Origin of the sequence: Acidisoma sp., from assembly GCF_965199065.1 — a bacterium.
In the GTDB taxonomy this organism is placed as follows: Bacteria; Pseudomonadota; Alphaproteobacteria; order Acetobacterales; family Acetobacteraceae; genus Acidisoma.
This window is the reverse complement of record NZ_CBDAQN010000003.1, coordinates 367,399-390,881: the sequence shown is the minus strand read 5'-3', so window position 1 is coordinate 390,881 and position 23,483 is coordinate 367,399. Positions and strand designations below refer to the sequence as shown.

At 66.2% G+C, this 23,483-nt stretch carries 23 protein-coding genes and 2 tRNA genes; 15 read left to right on the top strand and 10 right to left on the bottom strand.

Annotated elements, in window-relative coordinates:
* Positions 1-158: 158 nt before the first annotated feature.
* The 6 genes from ACOEQ1_RS10050 (at position 159) to ACOEQ1_RS10025 (ending at position 4,859) form a co-directional block, all read left to right on the top strand.
* On the top strand, positions 159-959 hold the full coding sequence (locus tag ACOEQ1_RS10050) for a hypothetical protein (RefSeq protein WP_419759111.1): 801 nt from the start codon (positions 159-161) through the stop codon (positions 957-959).
* A 107-nt stretch (positions 960-1,066) separates the two neighbouring features.
* The gene (locus ACOEQ1_RS10045; protein WP_419759110.1) at positions 1,067-1,306 is read left to right on the top strand and encodes a DUF2188 domain-containing protein; all 240 of its coding nucleotides are present in this window, start codon (positions 1,067-1,069) and stop codon (positions 1,304-1,306) included.
* A gap of 115 nt (positions 1,307-1,421) precedes the next feature.
* Positions 1,422-2,585, top strand: a complete 1,164-nt coding sequence (locus ACOEQ1_RS10040; protein WP_419759109.1) for a DNA-methyltransferase — start codon at positions 1,422-1,424, stop codon at positions 2,583-2,585.
* Positions 2,586-3,214: 629 nt separating this feature from the next.
* Positions 3,215-3,577, top strand: a complete 363-nt coding sequence (locus tag ACOEQ1_RS10035; protein ID WP_419759108.1) for a DOPA 4,5-dioxygenase family protein — start codon at positions 3,215-3,217, stop codon at positions 3,575-3,577.
* Between the two features lie 74 nt (positions 3,578-3,651).
* A complete protein-coding gene (locus ACOEQ1_RS10030; RefSeq protein ID WP_419759107.1) occupies positions 3,652-4,377 on the top strand; it encodes a glucosamine-6-phosphate deaminase in 726 nt (241 codons plus the stop codon).
* Positions 4,374-4,859, top strand: coding sequence for a hypothetical protein (locus tag ACOEQ1_RS10025; RefSeq protein ID WP_419759106.1), 486 nt, complete (start codon positions 4,374-4,376; stop codon positions 4,857-4,859). Before ACOEQ1_RS10030 ends, ACOEQ1_RS10025 begins: the two co-directional genes overlap by 4 nt.
* Positions 4,860-4,899: 40 nt before the next feature.
* Here ACOEQ1_RS10025 and ACOEQ1_RS10020 read toward each other — a convergent pair whose 3' ends face one another.
* The 4 genes from ACOEQ1_RS10020 to vapB all read right to left on the bottom strand — a co-directional run bounded on the left by ACOEQ1_RS10020 (position 4,900) and on the right by vapB (position 6,949).
* Positions 4,900-5,349, bottom strand: coding sequence for a hypothetical protein (locus tag ACOEQ1_RS10020; protein WP_419759105.1), 450 nt, complete (start codon positions 5,347-5,349; stop codon positions 4,900-4,902).
* A gap of 31 nt (positions 5,350-5,380) precedes the next feature.
* Positions 5,381-5,932, bottom strand: a complete 552-nt coding sequence (locus ACOEQ1_RS10015; RefSeq protein ID WP_419759104.1) for an HPP family protein — start codon at positions 5,930-5,932, stop codon at positions 5,381-5,383.
* A gap of 388 nt (positions 5,933-6,320) precedes the next feature.
* Complete coding sequence (gene vapC / locus ACOEQ1_RS10010) at positions 6,321-6,725, bottom strand: tRNA(fMet)-specific endonuclease VapC (RefSeq protein ID WP_419759103.1); 405 nt, start codon at positions 6,723-6,725, stop codon at positions 6,321-6,323.
* Positions 6,725-6,949, bottom strand: a complete 225-nt coding sequence (gene vapB, locus ACOEQ1_RS10005; RefSeq protein WP_419759102.1) for a type II toxin-antitoxin system VapB family antitoxin — start codon at positions 6,947-6,949, stop codon at positions 6,725-6,727. Before vapB ends, vapC begins: the two co-directional genes overlap by 1 nt.
* Before the next feature lie 546 nt (positions 6,950-7,495).
* Here vapB and ACOEQ1_RS10000 point away from each other — a divergent pair.
* Positions 7,496-8,389, top strand: a complete 894-nt coding sequence (locus tag ACOEQ1_RS10000; protein WP_419759101.1) for a hypothetical protein — start codon at positions 7,496-7,498, stop codon at positions 8,387-8,389.
* A gap of 181 nt (positions 8,390-8,570) precedes the next feature.
* On the opposite strand, the gene ACOEQ1_RS09995 is transcribed toward ACOEQ1_RS10000, so the two are convergent.
* The 4 genes from ACOEQ1_RS09995 to ACOEQ1_RS09980 all read right to left on the bottom strand — a co-directional run bounded on the left by ACOEQ1_RS09995 (position 8,571) and on the right by ACOEQ1_RS09980 (position 12,044).
* A complete protein-coding gene (locus ACOEQ1_RS09995) occupies positions 8,571-9,986 on the bottom strand; it encodes an aspartate aminotransferase family protein (RefSeq protein ID WP_419759100.1) in 1,416 nt (471 codons plus the stop codon).
* 9 nt (positions 9,987-9,995) lie between these two features.
* Positions 9,996-10,802 carry a phosphonoacetaldehyde hydrolase gene (gene phnX / locus ACOEQ1_RS09990; protein ID WP_419759099.1) on the bottom strand — a complete coding sequence of 269 codons (807 nt, stop codon included), beginning with the start codon at positions 10,800-10,802 and terminating at the stop codon, positions 9,996-9,998.
* Complete coding sequence (locus ACOEQ1_RS09985) at positions 10,799-11,917, bottom strand: TIGR03364 family FAD-dependent oxidoreductase (protein ID WP_419759098.1); 1,119 nt, start codon at positions 11,915-11,917, stop codon at positions 10,799-10,801. Before ACOEQ1_RS09985 ends, phnX begins: the two co-directional genes overlap by 4 nt.
* A gap of 40 nt (positions 11,918-11,957) precedes the next feature.
* Positions 11,958-12,044 (bottom strand) — tRNA-Leu (locus tag ACOEQ1_RS09980).
* Between the two features lie 152 nt (positions 12,045-12,196).
* Between ACOEQ1_RS09980 and ACOEQ1_RS09975 the strand changes: the two genes are divergently transcribed.
* The 4 genes from ACOEQ1_RS09975 (at position 12,197) to ACOEQ1_RS09960 (ending at position 15,519) form a co-directional block, all read left to right on the top strand.
* The gene (locus ACOEQ1_RS09975; protein WP_419759097.1) at positions 12,197-13,138 is read left to right on the top strand and encodes a complex I NDUFA9 subunit family protein; all 942 of its coding nucleotides are present in this window, start codon (positions 12,197-12,199) and stop codon (positions 13,136-13,138) included.
* 191 nt (positions 13,139-13,329) lie between these two features.
* Positions 13,330-13,557 carry a hypothetical protein gene (locus ACOEQ1_RS09970; RefSeq protein WP_419759096.1) on the top strand — a complete coding sequence of 76 codons (228 nt, stop codon included), beginning with the start codon at positions 13,330-13,332 and terminating at the stop codon, positions 13,555-13,557.
* 88 nt (positions 13,558-13,645) lie between these two features.
* Positions 13,646-14,833, top strand: coding sequence for a multidrug effflux MFS transporter (locus tag ACOEQ1_RS09965; RefSeq protein WP_419759095.1), 1,188 nt, complete (start codon positions 13,646-13,648; stop codon positions 14,831-14,833).
* A 188-nt stretch (positions 14,834-15,021) separates the two neighbouring features.
* A complete protein-coding gene (locus ACOEQ1_RS09960) occupies positions 15,022-15,519 on the top strand; it encodes a ferritin-like domain-containing protein (protein ID WP_419759094.1) in 498 nt (165 codons plus the stop codon).
* Between the two features lie 56 nt (positions 15,520-15,575).
* On the opposite strand, the gene ACOEQ1_RS09955 is transcribed toward ACOEQ1_RS09960, so the two are convergent.
* Positions 15,576-15,866 carry a hypothetical protein gene (locus ACOEQ1_RS09955; protein ID WP_419759093.1) on the bottom strand — a complete coding sequence of 97 codons (291 nt, stop codon included), beginning with the start codon at positions 15,864-15,866 and terminating at the stop codon, positions 15,576-15,578.
* Positions 15,867-16,054: 188 nt separating this feature from the next.
* A tRNA-Gln gene (locus ACOEQ1_RS09950) sits at positions 16,055-16,128 on the bottom strand.
* A 126-nt stretch (positions 16,129-16,254) separates the two neighbouring features.
* On the opposite strand from ACOEQ1_RS09950, the gene ACOEQ1_RS09945 reads away from it, so the two are divergent.
* From ACOEQ1_RS09945 to ACOEQ1_RS09930, 4 genes are all read left to right on the top strand, one after another.
* Positions 16,255-17,751 (top strand): PfkB family carbohydrate kinase, encoded by a 1,497-nt coding sequence (locus ACOEQ1_RS09945; protein ID WP_419759092.1) that lies wholly within the window; start codon positions 16,255-16,257, stop codon positions 17,749-17,751.
* Between the two features lie 13 nt (positions 17,752-17,764).
* On the top strand, positions 17,765-19,915 hold the full coding sequence (locus ACOEQ1_RS09940; RefSeq protein ID WP_419759091.1) for a malate synthase G: 2,151 nt from the start codon (positions 17,765-17,767) through the stop codon (positions 19,913-19,915).
* A 130-nt stretch (positions 19,916-20,045) separates the two neighbouring features.
* Positions 20,046-21,875, top strand: coding sequence for a methyl-accepting chemotaxis protein (locus ACOEQ1_RS09935; protein ID WP_419759090.1), 1,830 nt, complete (start codon positions 20,046-20,048; stop codon positions 21,873-21,875).
* 106 nt (positions 21,876-21,981) lie between these two features.
* The gene (locus ACOEQ1_RS09930; RefSeq protein ID WP_419759089.1) at positions 21,982-23,481 is read left to right on the top strand and encodes an ABC transporter substrate-binding protein; all 1,500 of its coding nucleotides are present in this window, start codon (positions 21,982-21,984) and stop codon (positions 23,479-23,481) included.
* Positions 23,482-23,483: the final 2 nt, after the last annotated feature.

Genomic DNA, 23,483 nt, shown 5'->3' with positions numbered 1-23,483 from the left:
AACGCTGCTGGGAGTCTGCCGTGCTTCATATTATCAGCCGGTCGTATTGGGGCGAAAACAAGAAGGATAGGCCGGACTATTACAGCAAGCGTCTTTCGCTCCTGTCCCTGATCCACTCCTTTCAGCAACTCGTTCCAGGGACTGCTGAACTTATCTTTATGAACGACGGCCCGATACCCGAGGATCGCCTTGAGCTGATGAAGTCGTCCGGCGAGGTGCTCATGCGGTCGGATTTGGGTGCGATCGGTTCTGCAAGCGCAACTTTCGACCTGCCGATAGCGCGCAGATGGCCCAAGGATGATTTGGTGTGGTTTGCCGAGGACGACTACCTCTATCTTCCGCGCGCGTTCCCTGATCTCGTGGCGGCGGCGGCGGCGTTACCGGAGGCCTCTTACTTCGGACTTTATGCGCTGATTGGAACGCGGCAACCTAACGGTGTAACGTTCGACGACGTGCATCGGGTACCGAGCGGATGGTCCGGCTCCGACGTGACCTTGGTCAACGGACACCCCTGGCGGCGCGCCCTCAGCACAACAGGAACCTGCGGCGTCCGCATGAAGGCGCTCGTCGAGGACTGCTCCATGATGAAGGTGGCGATGCGCTCCGGCGGTGCCTGGGACCACACGATATCCCTCATGTATCAGGGCTTCACACCCTATCCCGTGAAATCCTTGCTTCAGGCGCTGCTTGGCACGGGTGGCTCGAAGTCGTTTCCGCATCGTGCGGCGATCTGTGGCGCACGGATGGGCTTGAACCTCTACAATCTTGGCCGGGCAATGAACCCGTCCAGGCACAGGATCCTGGTGGCGCCCGAACCTGCCCTCATCACGCATATGGAAACCGAACATATGGCGCTCGGAACGGACTGGGAGGCGTTTGCTGCTCAACTCACGACGGAGGCCGCTGAACCTGCCCAACCCATCCCACAGGAGGTTCCCGCTCTTCAACTCGCGCTGTAGCCCATACCGGCCGCCTCGGAGGAACCCACCTCCAGCACCGCCATGGCACCGGGCGTTGACCGCTGGTAAGAAGCCCGCGCCGGAACAGACAGCGAGGAAGACAGGACATGGCGCGGATCCACTACAAGGTCGTACAGCACGACGGCGGTTGGGCGTATACCGCCGACGGCGTCTTCTCCGAGCCCTTCGCCACCCACGACCAGGCGCTGGCGGCGGCGCGGCGGGTGGTCGCGGAGCAGCGTCAGCCCGACGACACCCATGACATCGAGTACCAGGACGCGGATGGCGTCTGGCGCACCGAGACCGCTCGCGGCGATGACCGGCCCGAGGTGGACGTGTCCGGCTAGCCACCCCGGATACCCACCCCCGAACCCTCAGACCGGACGCCCACCAATCGTCCACGACCGGCGTGCTTGACGTCCAGACGTCGCAACCCTAGGCTTCGCGGCCTCAGGAGTCGCTATGTCATTGCCGCCGGGATTGATACGCGACGCTGTCACAAGCTACCTCGCGTCGCTGGCCGGCGAGGCGACGCTCGCGGAAATCACCGCCGCCGTCTCCGCCCGCCTCGGCGAGGTGTCGCCATCCTCGGTGCGGTCCTACCTCAACCTCAACGTGCCCGAGACCTTCCTGCGCGCCGGCCGTGGCCGCTACCGTCTCGCCGGCACTGACACCGCGAAGCCAACCCCCCGAGGCCCGGCGCTCGCCGAGGGTCAGGCGGTGCTCTACCACGCCGACTGCTTCGACTGGCTGGCGCAATGCCCGCCTGCCTCGATCCACGCGGTCATCACCGACCCGCCCTACGGGCTCATCGAATACAGCGCCCTCGAGCAGAGCAAGCTGCGCGCCGGCCGTGGCGGCGTCTGGCGCATCCCGCCCGCCTTCGACGGCCACAAGCGGGCGCCGCTGCCGCGCTTCACCACGCTGAGCGCCGCCGACCGGCTGCGCCTCCACGCCTTCTTCCTGCGCCTCGCGGTGCTGCTCGGCCGCGCCGTCGTTCCCGGCGCCAACATCATGGTCGCCAGCAACCCGTTGCTCTCCCACATCGTCGCCTCCGCCATGGCCGAAGGCGGCCTCGAGGTTCGCGGCACCCTCATCCGCCTCACCATGACGATGCGCGGCGGCGACCGCCCCAAGAACGCCCACACCGAGTTCGAGGATGTGAGCGTCATGCCGCGCTCCATGTGGGAGCCGTGGGTGCTGCTGCGCCGCCCGCTGGAGGGCCGCGTGCAGGACAACCTCCGCCGCTGGAAGACCGGCGGCTTCCTCCGCCTTGGCGCGGACCGGCCCTTCGGCGACGTCATCCGCTCCGGCCCCACCTCGCGCGCCGAGCGCCTCATCGCGCCGCACCCCTCGCTGAAACCCCAGAACTTCCTGCGCCACATCGTCCGCGCCGCGCTGCCCCGGCAGGAGGGCGTGATCCTCGACCCCTTCGCGGGTTCGGGCTCGACCCTCGCGGCGGCCAACGCCGTCGGCTACCAGAGCATCGGCGTCGAGCTAGACGAAGCGTATCTCCGTCTGGCGCGGACGGCGGTCCGCGCTCTCGGCGCGCTGCCGCTTGTAGACCCAGCCGGCGCGCAGTTTCAGGATGCCGGCCCGGTCCAGCGTCGCCGTGCGCGTGCCTAGTTCCCCGCGCGCGTTGCGGCGGAAATCCGTGGTCTCCACCCGCGCCAGATACACCTCGGTGAACCGCAGCGCCTGCCGCGCCTGAGCGGGCTCGGTTGTGTTGTCCGTCTCGTAGACGAACACGCACATCCACTGGTCGCGCGCGCCATGCGTGTCGACCGCGCCGCCCCGCTTGCGCGTGGTCTTGATCTCCACCCCGTCGAGCCCCGCCTGCGCCGCGTTGCGCGGATACCGCCCGCCCACCACCAGATCGGGGTGGCCGTTGAAGTGCGTGTTCTGCACCAGCGACCGCGAATGCTTCGCGAGGCTCGCGGTGAGCATGTCCGACAGCATCCCCGACAGAATCGCCGGACGCAGATTGTCATCCAGCCGCGGCAGGCCCTTCGCCTCGAACAGCAGGTTCACGTCGTAGAAGAAGTCATACACATCCTGCAGCGCCAGCTCGAAGTCGGCGAGGCGCAGCTGGAACGGCAACTCCAGGCTCGTATTGAACGCGCTCCGGTCCAGCGTCTCTCTGATCGGCATCGGCCTCCCTCGTGTTGCTGCGCGATGGATGACGCGCCAGGGCGTTTCGCGCTACCCTCCGCCGCGCGACGAAGGATCGCCGAGCGGGAAGGAACTCAGCACCGATGCAGCCGGAACTCTCCGACATCCGCGATTTCCACGCCCATGTCTATTACGAGCCCGGCGTCACCGAACCCGCCGCCGCCCGCCTGCGGGAGCGCGTGGCCGATCTCTTTCCGCGCGCCGTCCTCGGGCGCTGGCACGCGGTGCCCATCGGGCCGCACACCTGCGCCATGTTCCAGATCGCCTTCCCGGTCGACCTCTTCGCGACCCTCGCCCCCTGGCTCATGCTCAACCGCAACGGGCTCGACATCCTGCTCCACCCCGAGACCGGCGACGATCCCCGCGACCATACCGTCCACGCCGCCTGGCTCGGCGAGAAGCGGCCGTTGCGGATGGAGGCTTTCGCTGGCGGGGATGACGATTGACCCCTGGGTTTGATGCCTGCCACCGGGCGGCGGTAGAAGGCGCTCCACCCGCATGGGTTAGACAGGAGTGTCCGATGCACCTCGAATGGACCGACAGCGGCGACGCCTTCGCCGACCGCGCCGCCGCGCATGTGGCCAGCCTCCTCGCCGAGACGCCGGACGCCGCCATCGCCCTCCCCACCGGCTCGACCCCCATCGGCCTCTATGCCCGGCTCCGGACGCTCGCCGAGGCCGGCGACATCGCGCTGGTCGGCGCCCATTACTTCAACCTCGACGAATACGTCGGCATCGCCCCCACCGACCGGCACAGCTTCGCGGCCTTCCTCCGCCGCCACATCCTCGACGAGGTGGACATCCCCGCCGACCACATCCGCCTGCTGCGCGGCGACGCGCCCGACATCGCGGCCGAGGCGGCGGCGCACGACGCGGCGGTCGCGGCGCAAGGGGGGCTCGACCTCGCCATTCTCGGGCTTGGCAGCAACGGCCACATCGCCTTCAATGAGCCCGGCGCCGCCTGGGATGCCGGCACCCACGTCGTCCCGCTCACGGAGGCAACCCGCATGGCCAACGCCGCCTACTTCCCCGACGGCTTCCACGTCCCGAGCCACGGCCTCACCATGGGCATCGGCATGATCCGCGCCGCCCGCCGCGTGCTGCTGATGGTGTCCGGCGCGGCCAAGGCGGAGGCGCTTGGCGCGCTGCTGGACGGCAAGCCCGACCCCGGTTGGCCGGTGACGGCGCTCGTCGGCCATCCCCACCTCACCGTTGTCGCCGATCAGGTGCTGAGGGCCGGCCGATGAGGGCGCTGCTCGCGGCTCTCTCTGTGCTGTCGCTGGCCTCGGCCGCCGGCGCGTCGGTCGCCCACGCCGCGTCGAACAGGCTCACCTCGCCCGAGGCCGTTTGCGCCCGCATCGGCACGGATGACGCGCTGCGGCCTCTGTCGCCGTCGCTGGTCGGCCCCGCGACCCAGGCCTTCGGCTACACCGGCGTGACCGCCGCCGAGGTTGAGCACATGACGGTCTTCCGCTGCATGGACGGCGCGGTGCTCATGTGCAGCTGGGGAGCCAATCTCGCCTGCGGCAAGGCGGAGACATCGCCCACGCTGCCCTCTGCCGCCAACTGGTGCGAGGGCAACCAGAACGCCGCCTCCATCCCCGCCTATGTCACCGGGCACGACACCATCTATCGGTGGAGCTGTCACGACGGGAACGCCGTCGCCAGCAATCCGGCGCCGCTCGACGCGCGCGGGTTCTTCCAGAGCTATTGGGTGCCGGCTCAGTAGAGAAGATCCGTTCTTTCTTGAAAGAAAGAACCTAGGAACTTCATTCGCTGGGGGTGGTCGCCAGCGGCCCGCAGAGTTTCGCCAGCTCATCTTCGGGGTTGTAGGTGTAGGGCGCTTCGGTACCCTTCGACGCCTTGGTGGTGAACTCAACGAAGAACGGCCGCCACGCCGTCATCTGATCGTATTTGTTCCGGTAGGTCACCTGACCGCAGATGGCGATGCTCTTGCCCGTAGACTGGAACTCGTTCTGGAATTTGACGCTGCTCGGGTGCTCGACCTCGCGCGAGATATAGGCCTCGGCGAGGTCCTGCAGATCGGCGCGAGCCGGCGCGTGGATGGTGCGCGCCTTGAACGCGGCGACATCCTCGGCCGAGGCGGTGAACGGCGCGCCTTTGCCGATATAGGGCTGCGGATAGAGCTGCCCGTTGCCCGCGCAGGCGGCGAGCGGCACGAGGACGGCGAGGCAGGCGGCGCGGCGGATGATTCGCATGCGGTCATTCCGGCACAGGCCCCGTCGCCGGTCAATCCGCTGCCGCCTTGGCCTCGGCTTTGGCGGGGGTTTTGTCCTGGCGCAGGATGAGCATCCGGCACGGCTCGCCGAGGATCGTCACCAGCACGATGCCGATGCCGAGCAGCAGCGCGCCATGCCAGGTCGGCGGCGTCGTGCCGAGCGCCACCAGCAGCGCGACGGCCCCGCCGGCGGGGCAGGTGGCCTTGAGGGCGCGCTGGGCGAGGATGGTGAGGATGACGGCGATGGCGACCGCCACCAGCCGGCTGGGCTCCAGGGCATGGCCGGAGAGGAAGGCGGGGGCGGCATTGGCGCCGGAGACGAACACGGCGATGAAGCCGGCGGGGAGTGCGACGAGCTGGCCGAGGAGCGTGCTCCAGAGGCTGGCGCTCGGTTCTTTGGGTGTCATGACCTGGACGAAGATGGCGGAGCCGAGGCTTGGGACAAGCCAGGCGTCAGTGGCTCCGATCCCGAGCGCGCCGATGGCGCAGAGGACGATGGCGGCGGCGATCGGTGGCATGACCCAGTGTGCGAGCGCTGAGTTGGGTTCTGCGGGGCCTGGCACGGTGCGTCTCCTCGGGGTGCCGCGCGGAGATGGGGGTGGTGCGGGCGCAGGGCGAGGAGGTGGCGAAACTTTAGCTTGGCGGTAAGGCCGTGGCGTTTGGCAATGTTCCGGCTAGACGAGAGGGCGTGCTCGTCCTTCCAGCTAACGCCCTGAATATGCATCAGCCTAGTCAGTCAAAGCTGATTAAGTGTCCCTCATCTTCAGTCTGGGTCGGGCCATGACGCGTACAAGTCGCTGTCTCTGGAGTATAAGGATGCTCTAGATCATTTATCTGCTCAAGCACGCTGTTAGTCATTTGCTGCCCCAACCAAAAGAACGATCAAGCTAAGAATCTAGTTACGATATAATAATAGATTGCTGGTTCTTGAGCAAGCCTCAGGGTTGAGCATTATGCTGCCAGCCAATCCTCGCATCTTAGGCCCTGGACGCGCTGGAACTCGCCGAGGTTGCCGGTGACGATGATCAGTCCCCGGCTCCGGGCATGGCCGGCGATCATCAGATCATACGGGCCGATCACGCAGCCGCGTCCCTCAAGATCCGCGCGAATGTCCGCCGTATGCGCCGCCGCTTCGCTGTCGAAGGGGACAACCTGCAACCGGGCCGCGAAGTGCTCCACCTCGCGTCGAATGCGCGGAGGATCGTTTGATCGCTCGGCCCCGTAAAGCAGTTCATAGAGCACCACGTCCGAGAGGCACAGAGCCTCCGCATTCGCATTGAACGCCGCTCGCACACCGTCCGGCCGGTCGCGCAGGACACGGATGCAGAGGTTCGTGTCGAGCGAGTAGCGCAGCATCAGAGGCGCTCGCGCTCCTGCATCGCGGGTTGCTCACGTGGCGCTAGGTCTGTTCCAGGCGCGTCGAAGAAATCGTCCCATGCTGCCTCGGCCGGCGCAATGATACGACGCGGACCATCCGCGACGATGACCACATCCCGGACATTCTCCGCGAAGGCGACCGCCTTCGGCAGCCGGACGGCCTGTGATCGGTTGGACAAAAACAGGGATGTGCGCGTAAGCATGGCGGCCTCTAACGTATATCCAAGAGGTATATACGCTCGATCGGGACCTACTTCAACCGGGAAGCCACCTGCATTCTGCGACATTCGCTTGGCGGAACCTGCTTGTGCGGTGACGCAGATTGTCCTGCCAGATGAGACTACGGTCATGGACAGGGGAGAGACCGCACACGAACGTCCGCATCATGATCTGGACGAAGTCCGCCACAACAGCTAGAGCCCTCGCGTTAGAGCGAGTAAAGCTCGCTCATCATGCATACCTGAGGATGGGGTTCCAGTTTGGGTCCGGCTTTGGTCACTGTGCTCAAGCGGGTTCTTGAGGCTTTGGAGCCAGCCGGCCTGTTCGGGAAGATGCCCCGGAAGATGCGGCCTGAGCGCCGTTTCGGCGCGGTCGTCGGGGATGGTGCGGCGGAGGCCGCCGTGCGGTCGTTAGCCGCGACGACGCGCAGGCGACGCGCGCATTCGATGAAGCGAACGGTCAAGCTTCCGCCCGTCGTGGTTGCGGCGCTGCCGTAGTCGCCCGGCAAACCTGTTTATCTGGAGATTGCAATGCCGACGCCGGTCGCAACATTCTGGTCTGGAGCGCGGATGCCTGCGCTGGATCAAGCCTGTTTATCATCGTTTGCCTCCGACGGTCACGATATCGTCGTCTACAGCTTCGAGGAATTCGACGGGCTTCCACCCGGCATTGCTCGCCGGGACGCCCGCGAGATCACGCAGGTCAGCGATCTAGGGGCCTTTCTCTACAAGGGGGTTCCGAACACGTCGCATTTCACTGACTATTTCCGCTATAAGATGTTTCAGCATACAGATAGCACCTGGATCGATACGGACCTCGTGGCGTTGCGTGATTGGCCGGCCGGCGAGACCGACACGCTTCTTGCACGGGAGACGGAGGTAGGGCTTTGTGGCGCAATAATGCGGCTTGATCCGAAAGCGCCGTATTTTCCCAGGCTGTTGGAGCAGACGGAACGCCTGAAAAACACGGATCTTGTTTGGGGCGCGACGGGTCCGCGGTTGCTCACGAAGTTGATCGGGCGGGAGACCGTCGTCAGGAACTCCTATCCGCCGTCGAAGTTTTTCCCGATTCATTTCGACGCGTTCTGGAAGCCGCTTCTGCCGGAAATGAGGCAGGAGTGCGAACAGCTGTGCAGCGAAGCGTACACGCTCCATCTGTGGAACAACATCGTCGTCAACCTCGGCTATTGGAAAGAGCTTGCGCCGCCGAAGGATTCCTATTTGTGGAGTATCTTCGCAAGCAAGAACCTGTTGCATCTGTTCCGGGACGAGTATCCCGCCGACGTGATGAAGCGCATGGTGACGAACTGGCACTACCGGAAAAGCGGCGGCGACATCGGCATCATAAAGGTTGCGAAGCAGTTCATTCCCAGCATTGGAAGAACGGTCGGCCCGCGCCTGCGCGCAATCCGGCAGCTGCGCTGAACTGTCGGCGCTACCGATGGCTTCAACCCCGATGGGAACCGGCTGCGTGATCCAGTGTCCGTCCGGAGAAGCCGTGTTCCACTCCGCATCGGCATCTCCCCGGCATGCGCACCCGCTTCAAAAAGTTGCTAAATCACAACAAAAAACTGGACAGACGCCCCGGATTATGCCATGACCTCCGCTAACATCTCGCTGAAACCGTCCGTTCCTCGGCCCCGATCGCCGCCTCGATGATATCGAGCGCCTGCGTCATCTGAGCCTCGGTCACGATGAGCGGCGGAGTCAGCGTCAGCACGTTCCCCATCGTCGTCTTGAAGCTCAGCCCCGCATCCATCGCCCGGTACATCACCGCCTCGGCGGCGTCCGGCGCAGGCGTCTTCGTCTCGCGGTCCGATACCAGCTCCACGCCCAGCAACAACCCGCGCCCGCGCACATCGCCGATCAGCGGGTGCCGCGCCTTCATCTCCTGCAATCGCGTCAGCGCCGCCGCACCCACGCGCGCGGCATTTTCCACCAGCCCCTCGTCCTCGATGATCTCGATCGTCGTCAGCGCCGCCCGGGCCGTCACCGGGTTCTTCTCGTGCGTGTAGTGGCCGAAGGCGTAAGCCCCGGCGACATCCAGCCCCTCCCGGCACAGCACCGCCGCGATCGGCAGAATGCCACCGCCCAGCGCCTTGCCCATCACCAGAATGTCCGGAGTGACGCCGTCATGCTCACAGGCGAACATACGGCCCGTTTTGCCGAGACCCGTCGGGATTTCGTCAAAGATCAGGAGCGCTCCATGCTTCGCGCATTCCTCGGCTACAACGCGCCAGTAGCCGGGCGGGGGGAGGAAGGGCACGGCCCGGGCTGGTTCGGCGATGACGGCCGCAACGTCGCCCTCGCGGCCCAATGTATAGCCCAGGTAGTTGGCACACGTCATGCGGCACAGGTCGAGGTCCGGCCCGCCGTCGAGGTCGGGGTAGCCGTAGGGGCAGCGGTAGCAGGCGAAGGGCGCGACGTGCTCGGTGCCCACCATGAGCGGCCCGATCGGTCCGCTACGGAACATCTGTTCTCCGCCGACGCTTGCCGCGCCGAAGCCCGCGCCATGGAACGCATCCCAAAAGGATATCGTTTTGAACCGCCCCGTCGCCGCACGAGCGAGCTTGATCGCTACCTCGACGGCATCGCTGCCGCCCGTCGTAAAGAGCGCCTTGCTGAGGCCGCCGCGTGCGTCGCGAGGCGCGATGCGGCCAAGCTTCTCCGCGAGGAGAACCGCCGGCTCGCAGGTGAAGCGCCGCGGCGCAAACGGAAGCTCGTCCATCTGGGCGGCGATGGCGGCCTTGAGGCGCGGGTGTCCATAGCCGATGTGGTGGACGTTGTTGCCGTGGAAATCCATGTAGCGGCGGCCGGCGACATCCTCGATCCAGATGCCCTCGGCGCGGGCGATGGCATTGAGGCAGGGGGTGGAGACCGACTGGTGGAGGAAGGCGTCCGCATCGCGGTCGATGAGGTCGCGGCTCGCCCCGCCGATGTTCTCCGCCGCCCAGGCGCGCCGCCGCGGCGAGTGGTTGACATCGCCTTCGCCCGCCGCCGGCCGCGTGTCGATCTTGTTCATGGGACGAGCCTAAGGCGCTTCGCCGCGCGCCATGCGCGTCTCGATCTCGTCGAGCACCGGCATGAGGTCGGCAATGCTGTCGATCACGAAATGCGCGCCCGCGCCGAGCAGCTGCGCCTCGGCATGCGCGCGGAGGGTTGCCTGGTCCTCTTCGGGCGTCGCGGCCCATTCCTCGGCCGAGAGGCCGACGCAATTGCCGGAGATGCTGACGCCCACCGTCCAGGTGCCGGCGGCGAGGCCCTCCAGAATTCCCGGCTCGGTATCGTCGATCTTCACCACCGCCGAGGGCGGATAGACACCGAGATCGGCGAAGCAGCGATACATCATCAGCGGCGTCGGGCGTCCGTCGGCGAGGTCTCCGGCGCAGACGAGGTTGTCCGGCTGGTAGCCTTGCGCGGCGGCCAGCGGCAGCACGCGTTCCATGATCGGGCGGACGTATCCGGTGGTCGAGCCGAGCTTCATGCCGCGCGCCCGCACGGCGTTTGCCATCTCAACCGCGCCGGGGATGAGGGTGCAAAACTCGGCGACCACTTCGGTATTGAGCGGCACGAACACGTCGTAAAGTTGGTCGATCTCCGTCTCGCCCGGCGGGGCGCCGTGTTGATCCGCCCACCGCCCGGCGATCGCGGGTTCGGCCATCAGCGCCGCGATATGGGCGCGTTTCGGCAGCCCCATCGGCTTGCGGGCTTCAGAGACGGAGATGTCAACGCCGAAGCGCCGGTAGGCTTCCACGAACGCGCCCATCGGTGCCCGCGAGCCGAAGTCGATGACGGTCCCGGCCCAGTCGAAGATCGCCGCGCGAAGATGCGTGGTCATGCGCAAAGCTCCTGGATGACTTCCTCGCCGATGGCGAAGGAGGTGGAGGCGCCGGTGCCGCTGGTGACGACCACGAGCCGCACCCGGTCCATCGGCGTATCGATGAGCACGAGCCGGTCATGGGCTGCGGCATAGGTGCCGATCCAGCGCTCGGTGACCTCATAGTCGACATGGGGGAAGACGGCGCCGAACTCCTCCAGCACCAGCTCGTCGAGCGCGTTGTCGGAGAAGGGGTCCATGGTGTCGCCATAGACGTGGGTGTCGCCGACGACGAGCGTGCCGTCCGCCGACTGCACCGCGATGAGATGCACCCCGCCGGCGAGATGGGCGGGCTGTTCGGAGCGGAGCCGGGAGAGCAGGGGCCGCGCCTCGGGGAGTTCGGAGTAGCCGAGGTAGCGCACCAGCGAGAGGTCGGTCATCACCGCGCAGTTGAGGTGCAGCGGCTTGAGGGGCCTCAGCCGCATCATCTGCAGCTTCGAGCGATGGACGCCGTAATGGGCAAGGCGGTCGGGGAAGAGGGTGGCGAGGTCGTCGCCGGGGCAGACGACGACGTGCCTGGCTTCCACCACGCCCCCGGAGGTCACCAGTCGCCCGCTATCGACGGCGTGGACGGCCAGGCCGCGCCGGATGGTCACGCCGTGGGCGCTCTCCAGGAAGGCCGCCAGGCGAGGGATGGCGTCGCGCGACTCCACACGGCGGTCGTGCGGGCTGTAGAGCACCGCCTCGGCTTCTCCGGTGATCCAGGGGAAGCGCGCGCGGCCCTCGGCTGGGGAGAGCAGTTCGCAGTCCTCGCCCATGACCGGGTGGTTCCGGAACGCTTCCAGCACCGAGGCGGCCTCGGGGCGGCGGGCCACGACGGCGAGGCCATGTTGCAGCACGCAGATGCCGGCGGCCGGCGCGATCTCTTCCCAGATGTCGCGGGACCGCATGGCGCGGCGCCAGCAATCGCCATTTTGCTGGCCGGTCACGGTGACGAAGCCGAAGTTGCGGATGGAGGCGCCGACGGCGCGCTGGTCGCGGTCGACGACGACGACGCTAAGGCCGAGGCGCGACGCGGCCAGGGCGTGGGCTAACCCGAGGATGCCGGCGCCGACGATCGCGATATCGTATGTCACCGGGGGTTCCTCGCAGCCGAAACAAAAGCCGGGGAGGCGGTGGTGCCCAGAAGAAGACTCGAACTTCCACGACCTTACGGCCACAGGTACCTGAAACCTGCGCGTCTACCAATTCCGCCATCTGGGCACAGCTGCGGTGGGCGGGGCATGTAGACTGCTGCCACCCCGGCGTCAACTGCGGGCTCCGTGCCATCATCACACGGCCGCGCTTGCTCTTGAGGGCTGCTCTGCCGCCTCGTAATGCTGTTTCGAGATAACGCTGAACGGACGGACACCAGCATGGTCACCCAGACACGGAAAGTCGCCACGGTATTTGGCGGGGCGGGTTTCATCGGCCGCTATCTGGTGCCGCACCTCGTCCGCCAAGGCTACGTCGTTCGCATCGCCGGCCGCGACCCTGAACGCGGCGCGGGCCTCAAGCCGCTCGGGGCCACCGGCCAGATCGTGCCCCTATACGCGCCGGTGACGGACGCCGCCGCCATCGGCCGCGCCGTCGTGGGCGCCGAGGTCGTCGTCAACCTCGTCGGCATCCTGGCCGAGCGCCGCGCCGGCGACTTCTCGAAGATCCAGGGCACCGGACCGCGCCTGATCGCCGACGAGGCCGCCCGGGCCGGTGTTCGGCATCTGGTGCATGTGTCGGCGATCGGCGCGTCGGGCACCAGCCGCAGCGGCTATGGCCGCAGCAAGGCTGCCGGCGAGGCGGCGGTGACTGCGGGTTTCCCGGATGCCGTCATCCTGCGCCCCTCCATCGTCTTCGGCGCCGAAGACCAGTTCTTCAACCGGTTCGGCGAGATGGCGCGCCTCTCGCCCGTCATGCCGCTGATCTCGGGCGCCACGAAGTTCCAGCCGGTCTATGTCGGGGATGTGGCGGATGCCATCATGGCGGCGCTCGCCCTGCCGCCCGAGGCGCCGCGCGTCTATGAGCTGGGCGGCCCGAGGACGTGGACCTTCCGCGAAATCCTGACCTACATCTTGAAGGAGACGCGGCGGAAGCGCCTGCTCGTGGCCGTGCCGCCCGGCATCGCGCGGCTGCAGGCGACGATTCTGGAGCGGCTGCCCGGCAAGCTCCTGACCACCGACCAGCTGGAGATGCTAGGTCAGGACAATGTGGTGAGCGGCACGCTGCCTGGGCTGGCGGCGCTTGGCATTACGTCCAAGCCGGTGGAGCTGATCGTGCCCACCTATCTCGACCGTTACGCGGACCGCCGCAAAACCCTCTGAACGGCGGCACGCGGCTTTGCGGCCAAATTCCGGCCGCGCGGGCGCGGCGGAGTGGCTGGTCCCGCAATTCACGCACGGGCTTATTGCCGTTTTGCAATCTTGCCAAATCTTCGGCCCGCACAACATCGCCTTTTACTTGTTTTCAACTGGTTGGGTCCCTTCGGGCTCGCCGCGATTGTTGGGAGGTTGCCGTGCGTTTTTGTTCGATGCGTGTTGTCATCCTTAGCCTGACCCTTGGTTCGGCTGCTCTGTCGCTCTCCGCCTGCGGCCATTCGCCGCTGACGAGGGCGCTCACCGGCGGCGCGATCGGTGCCGGCGCGGGTGCGGCAGTCGGTGCGGCGACCGGCGGCAATGCCGGAACGGGAGCCTTGGTTGGCGGCGGCGTCGGTGCCGCTGGCGGCGCTCTGACGGCACCGTAAGGATCGTTCGGCCCTGCCCCGTATCCGGCAAGGCTGATACGGGGTTTTCAGGGCTGCCTTGCGGCCATGGCTGTGCCAGACAGGGCCGATGAGCTTTCCTGTCTGGCTGCCCGCCCTTCTCGGCTTCATGACTGCTGTCGGTTCGGTCTCGATCGACATGTATCTGCCGGCTTTCCCGGCAATCGCGCGGGAGCTTGGCGGCATTCGCGGCGGCGCCCAGATGACGCTCGCGGCGTTCTTCATCGGTCTCGCTATCGGGCAGCTGGTGTTCGGGCCACTGGCGGATAGAGCAGGGCGCAAAGTGCCGCTCCTTGCCGGCATGACGCTCTACACCATCGCGACTGTCGGCTGCGCGCTCTCGACCGGCCTCATCTCGTTCTCGGTCTTTCGCTTCCTGGCAGCGCTCGGTGGGGCTTCGAGCGTCGTCGTTCCGCGCGCCGTCGTTCGCGATCTGGCGACAGGGCAGGCGGCAGCCCGGATGATGGCGCAGCTGATGCTGGTCATGGGTTTGTCGCCGATCCTGGCCCCGGCGCTGGGCGGGTTCATTCTGCAATGGGCCGGATGGCGCTCGATCTTCTGGGTCCAGGCCATCTATGGCGTCACCAACATGATCCTGGTGGGCTTCTTCCTGCCCGATACGTTGCCGCCGGAGCGACGGGTGAGGCTGGGCCTGATCAGCGTCCTCCAACGTTACATCCAGGTCGGGCGGGACCGCAGCTTCCTGCCCGCGGCGCTTACCGTCGCCTTCGGGAGTGCGACCCTCTTCGCCTATCTCGGCGGGTCCCCCCAGGTTTTCGAGGCCGGCTTCCACGTCAGCCCTGTCCTCTATGGCTGCATCTTCGGCCTGAACGGCTTCGCCCTCATCATGGGCAGCCAGTTGAACGGCCGGATCGTGATGGCGCGCTTCGGGCTGGACCGGACCTTGACCAGCGCCGTGCGGGTCATGTTGGCCGCGACCGCATACCTGGCGGTCATCGCGATGTGCGGCGTCGCCAGCCTGGCCGGCACGCTGGCCGGGCTCTTTGTCGTGCTCGGGTGCCTCGGCTTCGTCTTCCCCAACGGGACGGTAGCGGTCATGGCGCGACACCATGCCAATGCGGGCGTCGCCTCGGCGTTGACCGGGACATTACAGTTCACGGTCGGTGCCGTCAGCGGCATGTTGGTGGGCGAATTCGGCGACGTGACCCCGCGGGCGATGGCGCTGATCATGCTGGTGACGGCCTGTTGCGCTACTGTCTGCAATCATCTCCGTCCTCGTGGAGTGCCCGGAACCTGAGCCCGGAACCGGCGCAACGGCGCAACGTGCAGGCGCCGCATCGTGCGGAAAAGCAGGATGAACGCGATGATTTGAAGGGCGGGCGACAACTATCGTCTTTAACGACGGGATATCGGCCGCAGATGGAGGGCTGACGCCGTCTCACCGCACGGTGGGCTCAGGCGACACCACCCATACAGGAGAGTTTCATGTCCGGTCCCGACAGCCTTAAGGAAATCTACCACGATGAGCTAGCGGACCTTTGGTCGGCAAACGACCAGATGGCGAAAGTCCTCGGCAGGCTTGCAGGCAAGGTTCAGGACGAGACGCTCAAGGATCTTTTTGAGAACTCCGTCTCGGGCATCTCGGGGCATACGGCCACCATCAAGGCGTTGCTGGAAGCGGGCGGCGGGGAAGTCGCCAAGGAGCACTGCAAAGGCATGGAAGGTCTCGTAAAGGAAGCGATCAAGCACGGCGAAGAGGAAGCGCCCGAAGACGACGATCTGCAGGCGATCGTCCTCATCGCCCAGTATCAGCGTATGTCGCACTACGGTATCGCTGGCTTCGGCTCAGCATCGGCCTACGCCGCGGCGCTCGGCCGGCAGGACGATGTCAAGAAGCTCAAGGGCATCGTCGCGGACATCTACAAAGCCGACAACTACACGAGCAAGCTGGGTGAGAAGCTGGCCAAGACGGCTGGCAAGTAGCCTGCAGCGACGTTCGCGACCAAGGTGGCCGCCCGATGTGGGCGGCCACCAAACGCCTAGCGCACGGTATCGGCGGCGTCGAAGTAGGTTTTCCATTCTTCCTCGGCAGCCCGTGCTTCATGTTCGCGGGCAGCTAGAAACTCAATCCCGGCCTTGGTGGAAACCGCGTTCGCCTTGCCGAACGCGCTTCTGATTGCCGAAAGCAACGCATCGGCGTCAGGCGGGAGCCCATGAAGTTCAGTCGCGGCAGCCATATTTCGCAGGGACGTGCTCAGAGAGTCGGCGTATGCCCGCGCGACAACCGCTTCGAAAGCGGGATCGCTCGCATCCGTCTTGCCGTCGTTCAACTGTGCCGCCACGCTCGTTCCGAGCCCCCAAGTGTATAAAATAGTATTGGAAGCGGTGCACGTCTACGAGCGCCGACGGCACCTGAAGCACCCGTTGACCGCCCGCGATGATTTGGCGGGTCCTCTAACGTTGTGGCTCTGAATAAGGCGCCCGCATCCAAGGTGCTCGGGCAGCGCGCTCGGGCCGGTGGCTGGGGGACCTGGATTCGAACCAAGGCTGCCCGGGTCAGAGCCGGGAGTTCTACCGCTAAACTATCCCCCACCAGGACAGGGCGCGGCAGTTACCACGCCTCTTGTCATCGATCAACCTGCTCCGACGCCGTCCCCGATCGGCTCCGGATGCCAGAGAGCACTACCCGCCCCAGGGAATTGAGGCTATTTCACTTCTATGACGGATCCCTTGCCCACGCCTCGTGTCTGGCAGGAAGACGCGGCCGCCGAACTCGCCGACGCGGCACGCCAGCTAGGTCGCGGCTCCGTCCTCGTCGTCGGGGACGCGATGCTCGACCGCTACGTCTACGGCGAGGCGACACGCATCAGCCAGGAAGCCCCGGTTCCCGTTCTCAGCCTTCAGCGCGAACTTTCGCTCCCGGGCGGTGCGGCCAACGTCGTCCGCAACATCACAGCCGTTGGTGCCGCCGCGGCCTTCGTCGCCGTTGTCGGGGACGATATGGCGGGCTCCGATCTCACGGCCCTCATTGGCCGCCAGAGCGGCGTCGAACCCTGGCTGCTCGTCCAGGGTAGCCGCGTCACCACCGTGAAGACCCGTTTCCTCGCCCAGGGCCAGCATCTGTTGCGAGCCGATACGGAGGATCCGGGGCCGCTCCATCCCAAGATCGCGGAACGGCTGCTGCGCATAGCGACCGATGCGATGACGGCGACGACCGTCACGATCCTGTCGGACTACAACAAAGGCGTGCTGGCCGGAGATATGCCGGCCCGGCTCATAGAGGCCGCGCGTCAGGCCGGGCGTCCGATCATCGTCGACCCCAAGGGCGTCGACTACGCGCGCTACGCCGGGGCCAATGTCATCATGCCCAACCGGCGCGAACTCGCGGCCGCCACCGGCCTCTCCGCCGAAACCGACGAGGAGATCGAGGCCGCCGCGCGCTCGATGCTGGCCCGCCACGGGATCGGCGCGGCCCTGATCACCCGGTCGGAACACGGCATGAGCCTGGTGACGCCCGTGGAAACCTGGCACTTCCCGGCCGAGGCTCTCGACGTGCACGACGTCTCCGGCGCCGGAGACACCGTCGCGGCGGTGCTTGCGGCGGGCATGGCGGCGCGGCTGCCGCTTCCCATCGCGGCACGGCTCGCCAACGTCGCGGCGGGTATCGTGGTGGGCAAGGTCGGCACCGCTGTCGCGCGGCAGGACGACATCCTCGGCCGTCTCGCGCCCGTCGCCGGCAACCGCGCCAAGATCGCAACCCGCGAGGCCGCCATGGAGCAGGCGGAACGCTGGCGCCGCCGCGGCTGGCGGGTGGGCTTCACCAATGGCCGGTTCGACCGGCTGCACCAGGGGCACGTTCATCTTCTGGAGCAGGCCCGTGGCGCATGCGACCGGCTGATCGTGGCGATCAGCGGCGACGCCACGGCGCGGACCGCCCGGACCGGGGCGCGGCACATGCGCCCCGAGGCGGATCGCGCCGCCGATCTTGCCGCCCTTTCGGCGGTCGACCTCGTCTGTATTCTGGATGAGGACAGTCCCCTCAGCATGATCGCGGCGTTGCGGCCGGACCTGCTGGTAAAGGGTTCGGACCATGCCGTTGCCGACATCGTCGGTGCCGACATGGTGACGGGCTGGGGCGGCACTGTGCTGCGCGCGGAGCTGCTTCCGGCTTCCGCGCGTGCCAGTGGCGCGGTAGCCTCCACCATCGCCGATTAAGAGAGCCTTGAGCATGCAATACGTTGACGCTGGCGGCCTGCGGGTCGCCCAACCCCTCCATGACTTCATCCGTGATGAGGCTCTGCCGGGCACCGGGCTCGCTCCGCAGGACTTCTGGGCCGGGTTCGCGTCCATCATCCATGACCTCGCCCCGGCGAACCGGACGCTTCTGCGGAAGCGCGATGAGATGCAGGCGGCGATCGACGCCTGGCACAGGCAGCACACCGCCCGTCCGGTCGATGCGGCGGCCTACCAGGCCTTTCTCACGGACATCGGTTATCTGTTGCCGGAGCCGCCGCCGTTCTCCATCACGACCACAGGCGTCGACGCCGAGATCGCGACCCTCGCGGGACCTCAGCTCGTGGTGCCGATCACCAACGCCCGGTATGCGCTCAATGCCGCCAATGCCCGCTGGGGCAGCCTCTACGATGCGCTCTACGGCACCGATGCGATTGCGGAGACCGATGGCGCGGAGCGTGGCCGCGGCCTCAACCCTGTGCGCGCTGGCTTGGTCGTCGCGCGCGCCAAGGCGATCCTGGACGAGATCGCGCCGCTGGCCGAGGGTTCACACACGGAGGCCACGGGCTACGCGGTGCGAGAAGGGGCGCTTGTGATCTCGGGCCAGGGCGCGCTGCGCGATCCGGCGCGGTTCGCGGGGTACCGTGGCCCGGCCGAGGCGCCCACCGCGATCCTCTTCCGTCATCACGGCCTGCACCTTGAGCTGTTGATCGACCGCGCCCATGCCATCGGACGCGGCGACCCGGCAGGTGTCGCGGACATGATCCTCGAATCGGCGCTGAGCACGATCATGGACTGTGAGGATAGCGTCGCCGCCGTCGACACCGAGGACAAGGTTGCGGTCTACCGCAACTGGCTCGGCCTCTGCCAAGGGACGCTCGCCGCGCAGTTCGAGAAGGGCGGCCGGACAATGGAGCGCCGGCTCGAGCCTGACCGCATCTACACGGCGCCGGACGGCAGCGAGCTGGTGCTGCCGGGCCGCAGCCTCATGCTCATCCGCACGGTCGGCCACCACATGATGACCGACGCGATCCTCGACCGCGACGGACAGGAAATCCCCGAGAACCTGCTTGATGGTGTCGTCACATCATTGATCGCTCTGCATGACCTCAAGAGCGACCGGCCGATCCGCAACAGCCGCGCGGGTTCGGTCTACATCGTGAAGCCGAAGATGCATGGGCCGGAGGAGGTCGCCTTCGCCAACGGGTTCTTCGACCGCGTCGAGGATCTGCTTGGAGTTGCCCGCAACACGCTCAAGATGGGCATCATGGACGAGGAGCGGCGGACGAGCGCCAATCTCGCGGCCTGCATCCACGCGGCGCGCGGGCGGGTCGTTTTCATCAACACCGGCTTCCTGGACCGCACGGGCGACGAGATCCACACCTCGATCGAGGCCGGACCCATGGTGCGGAAAAACGCCATGCGGAGCACCGCCTGGATCAAGGCCTACGAGGACCGCAACGTCGATATCGGCCTCGCCAGCGGGCTGCGCGGCCGGGCGCAGATCGGCAAGGGCATGTGGGCGGCGCCCGACCGGATGGCCGAGATGCTGGAACAGAAGGTGGGTCACCCCCGCGCCGGCGCCAGCACGGCCTGGGTGCCGTCGCCCACCGCCGCCACCTTGCACGCGTTGCACTACCACGAGGTGGATGTCGCCGCGCGGCAGCAGGAGATTGCGTTGCGGGCTCCGTCCTCACTCGACGCGCTGCTGACGATCCCCTTGGCGGACGGCGTCAACTGGTCGGCCGAAGAGGTCGCGCAGGAGATCGACAACAACGTCCAGGGCATCCTCGGCTATGTGGTCCGCTGGATCGACCAGGGCGTCGGCTGCTCCAAGGTTCCGGATATTCATGATGTGGGTTTGATGGAAGACCGAGCGACCTTGCGCATCAGCAGCCAGCATATCGCCAACTGGCTCTTGCACGGCGTTGTGTCGGCCGAAGACGTGCAGGCGGCAATGCGCCGCATGGCGGTGGTCGTGGATGAGCAGAATGCGGGCGATCCCGCGTATCGGCCGATGGCGCCCGGTTTTGACGGGCCAGCCTTCCAGGCGGCGTCCGACCTCGTCTTCAAAGGCCGCGCGCAGCCGAACGGCTACACCGAATTCGTGCTGCACAACTGGCGGCGCCGCGCCAAAGCCGAATGATCAGGCGGGGCGCTTAGCCGGGAGTTAACCCCCTTCATGCATAACGTTTCCGAGCGCCGCGATCAGGGGATCAGGCGAGGTAGGAGATGTCATGTTTCGGCCGTTTCAGCAGGGCAAAAATAGACGCTTGATGTCTCTGGACGCACTGCGCGCCAAGGTCATGATCGCTGACGTGCATTTCAACGTTGTCTATCTCAATCCGGCGCTGCGGGAATTTTTGGATGAGGTCGAGGACGATCTTAAAAGAGAACTTCCGCGCTTTGACATGGCGAAGATGATCGGCAGCAACATCGACATCTTTCACAAGAACCCGGCCCACCAGCGTACGATACTCAGCGAGCTAAAGCAGCCGCATAGTGTAACGATCACGGTCAGTTCGCATGTCTTCGACTTGCTGGTGACACCCCTCATGACCGGCGGCAAGCGCGCCGGTTATGTGATGGAATGGGCCGACGCGAGCGAACGCCTGGCCAACCTCGATTTTTCTGGAAAGATGGCCGCCATCGGGCGCGGGCAGGCCCTCATCGAGTTCAAGCCCGACGGCACCATTCTGACTGCCAATGATAACTTCCTTAAACTGATGGGTTATACGCTCGACGAGATCAAAGGCAGGCACCACAGCCTGTGCGTCGACCCGTCCGAGCGCAGCACGCCCGAATACGCCCATTTCTGGGAGGAATTGAGAGCCGGCAGGTTCCAGGCTGCAGAGTTCAGGCGTCTCACTAAAAACGGTGCATACGTAACGATCCAGGGTTCCTACAATCCCATTCTCGACGACAAGGGCAACGTCTTTAAGGTCGTTAAAATCTGCAGCGACGTGACAAACCGGGATCGGTCGATCACCGAGATTGCAGGCGCGCTTTCCGCACTTGCCGATGGTGATCTCGAGCGCCGGATCGCGGAACCGCTCACGATCGAACTCGACAAGCTCCGGATCGATTACAACCGCGCCGTGGACAAGCTTCAGGAAACGATGAAGTCCATCACGGCCAACGCGGATGCGGTGCGTGAGGGTGCAAAAGAAATCACCATTGCCTCGGATGACCTTTCGCGTCGCACGGAACAGCAGGCGGCCAGCCTGGAGGAAACCGCGGCGGCGCTCGACGAGATCACCGCGACGGTCCGCCGGACGGCGGAAGGGGCCGTCGAGGCCCGCAGCGTCGTGAGCACGGCGAAGGAGGACGCTCAGCGCTCCGGCGCCGTGGTCGACGAGGCCGTGACCGCCATGCAGGCGATCGAGGGCTCGTCCAAGAAGATCGAGAACATTATCGGCGTCATCGACGAGATTGCGTTCCAGACCAACCTTCTGGCGCTCAATGCGGGGGTGGAGGCTGCGCGCGCGGGTGACGCCGGCCGTGGGTTCGCGGTGGTCGCGACCGAAGTTCGGGCGCTCGCCCAGCGTTCGGCGGATGCCGCGAAGGAGATCAAGGCCCTGATCTCGGCATCGGGCGAGCAGGTGGGGTCCGGTGTGCGTCTCGTCGGCCTGACCGGTCAGGCCTTGGGCCGGATCGTGGGGCATGTCGACCAGATGAGCGGGTTGATGACGGAGATTGCCTCTGCGGCCCAGGAACAGGCGACAGGCCTCGCCGAGGTGAACTCAGCCGTCAATCAGATGGACAAGGTCACGCAGCAGAACGCCGCGATGGTGGAGCAGGCAACCGCGGCGAGCCATAGCCTCACCAGCGAGGCCGAGGAACTGACCCGTCTGGTCGGGCAGTTCAAGACCGGCGGCGAGCAGCAAAGCCGTACATCGCGCGGGGGCGGGGCAGCCAAGGCTCCCTCCACGCCGCGCGCCGTCGTGACCCGTCCTGCTGCGGATCGTCCTCCCGCGGCTCGGCCTCCTGCCGCGGATCGTCCTGGTCCGAACCGAAGCCTTGCTGCTCCGCCGCGCGAGAGCGCCGCGCCTGCTAAACGCCCTGATCCGGTTCAGAGCCAGGAGGACAACTGGTCGGAGTTCTGACACAGCCGTGAGCGGTGCGGCCGGTGCGTCCGGGCGCGCACCCTGTTGGCATCTGTCCCTGGTGGTGGTCTTCTGCACTGCAGCACACCACCGCGAGGTTCAGCCGTTGAATAAACAGCACACGAGGCGCTTTAACATCCTGCTTGCGGCGAGCGTGCTGACGATCCTGCCGGTTTTCCGCGCTTTGGCCGGGCCGCCGGACACCCTGACGATCGGCCTTCCGCTCGAGCCGCCGGGTCTCGACCCCACCGCCGGCGCCGCTTCGGCCATCCGGGAAGTGACCTATGCCAACATTTTTCAGGGGCTCACCCGGATCGATCGATCCGGCGCGGTCGAGCCCGGCCTCGCCAAATCCTGGACGATCTCGCCCGACGGGCTGACGTATAGCTTTACGCTCCAGAGCGGTGTCACGTTCCAGGACGGAACGCCCTTCGACTGCTCCATCGTTCAGTTCAGCTATGCACGCGCGGCGGCACCGGACAGCATCAACGCCCAGAAACAGCTCTTCGCGCCGATCGCAAAGGTGGCCTGTCCGACCCCGGCGGAGGCCGTGGTAACGCTCAGGCATCCGACGTCGACTTTCCTCTACGACATGGCCTGGGGCGACGCGGTCATGGTGGCGCCGCAAACCGCCGCCACCGACAAGACCCATCCGGTCGGCACCGGGCCCTTCAGCTTCAGCCGCTGGGTTCCCGGCGACCGCATCGAACTCGTGCGCAACCCGCATTACTGGGGGCCGGCGCCGAAGCTTTCGGCGGTCACCTTCCGCATCATCGGCGACCCGGCCGCCGCCACCGCGGCCCTTCTGTCCGGCTCGCTCGACGCCTACCCGAACTTTCCGGCGCCCGAGACGGTGCCGAAATTCCGGCATGATCCGCGCTTCACCGTCGACATCGGCACGACCGAGGGCAAGGTCATCCTGGCCCTGAACGACGCCCGCAAGCCGTTCGATGACGTGCGTGTGCGGCGTGCACTCGCTTATGCGCTCGACCGTCGTGCGATCATCGAGGCGGCGTATTCGGGTTTGGGCACGCCGATCGGCTCCCACTACACGCCAGGGGATCCGGGCTACGTCGATCTCTCGAACACCTACCCGTACGATCCCGCCAAGGCTCGCGCACTGTTGCAGGCCGCGGGCATCGCTCCAGGGACGAGTTTCACCATCACTCTGCCGCCGCCGAGCTACGCCCAGCGAGGTGGCGAACTCATTGCCGCCTATCTTGCGCAGGTGGGGCTGAACGCAAGGCTGTCATCCGTCGAATGGGCCAAGTGGCTCACCCAGGTCTTCACCCAGTCAGACTTCAGCGCCACGGTGATCGCGCATACAGAGTCGCGCGATCTCGATATCTATGCCCGTCCGCACTACTACTTCAACTACGACAGCCCGGCCTATAAGGCGCTGTACGCAGAATATATCGCAGCGACCGACCCCGCCCGGCAGACGGCGCTGGTGCAGGAGTTGCAGCGTCAACTTGCGACCGACGAGCCCAACGTCTTTCTGTTCGCATTGCCGAAGATCGGCATCTGGAGCGCGCATCTGCGCGGGATGTGGTCGAACGATCCGATGCCCATCAACGACGTGACGGGCGTTTCCTGGGCCCCATGAGG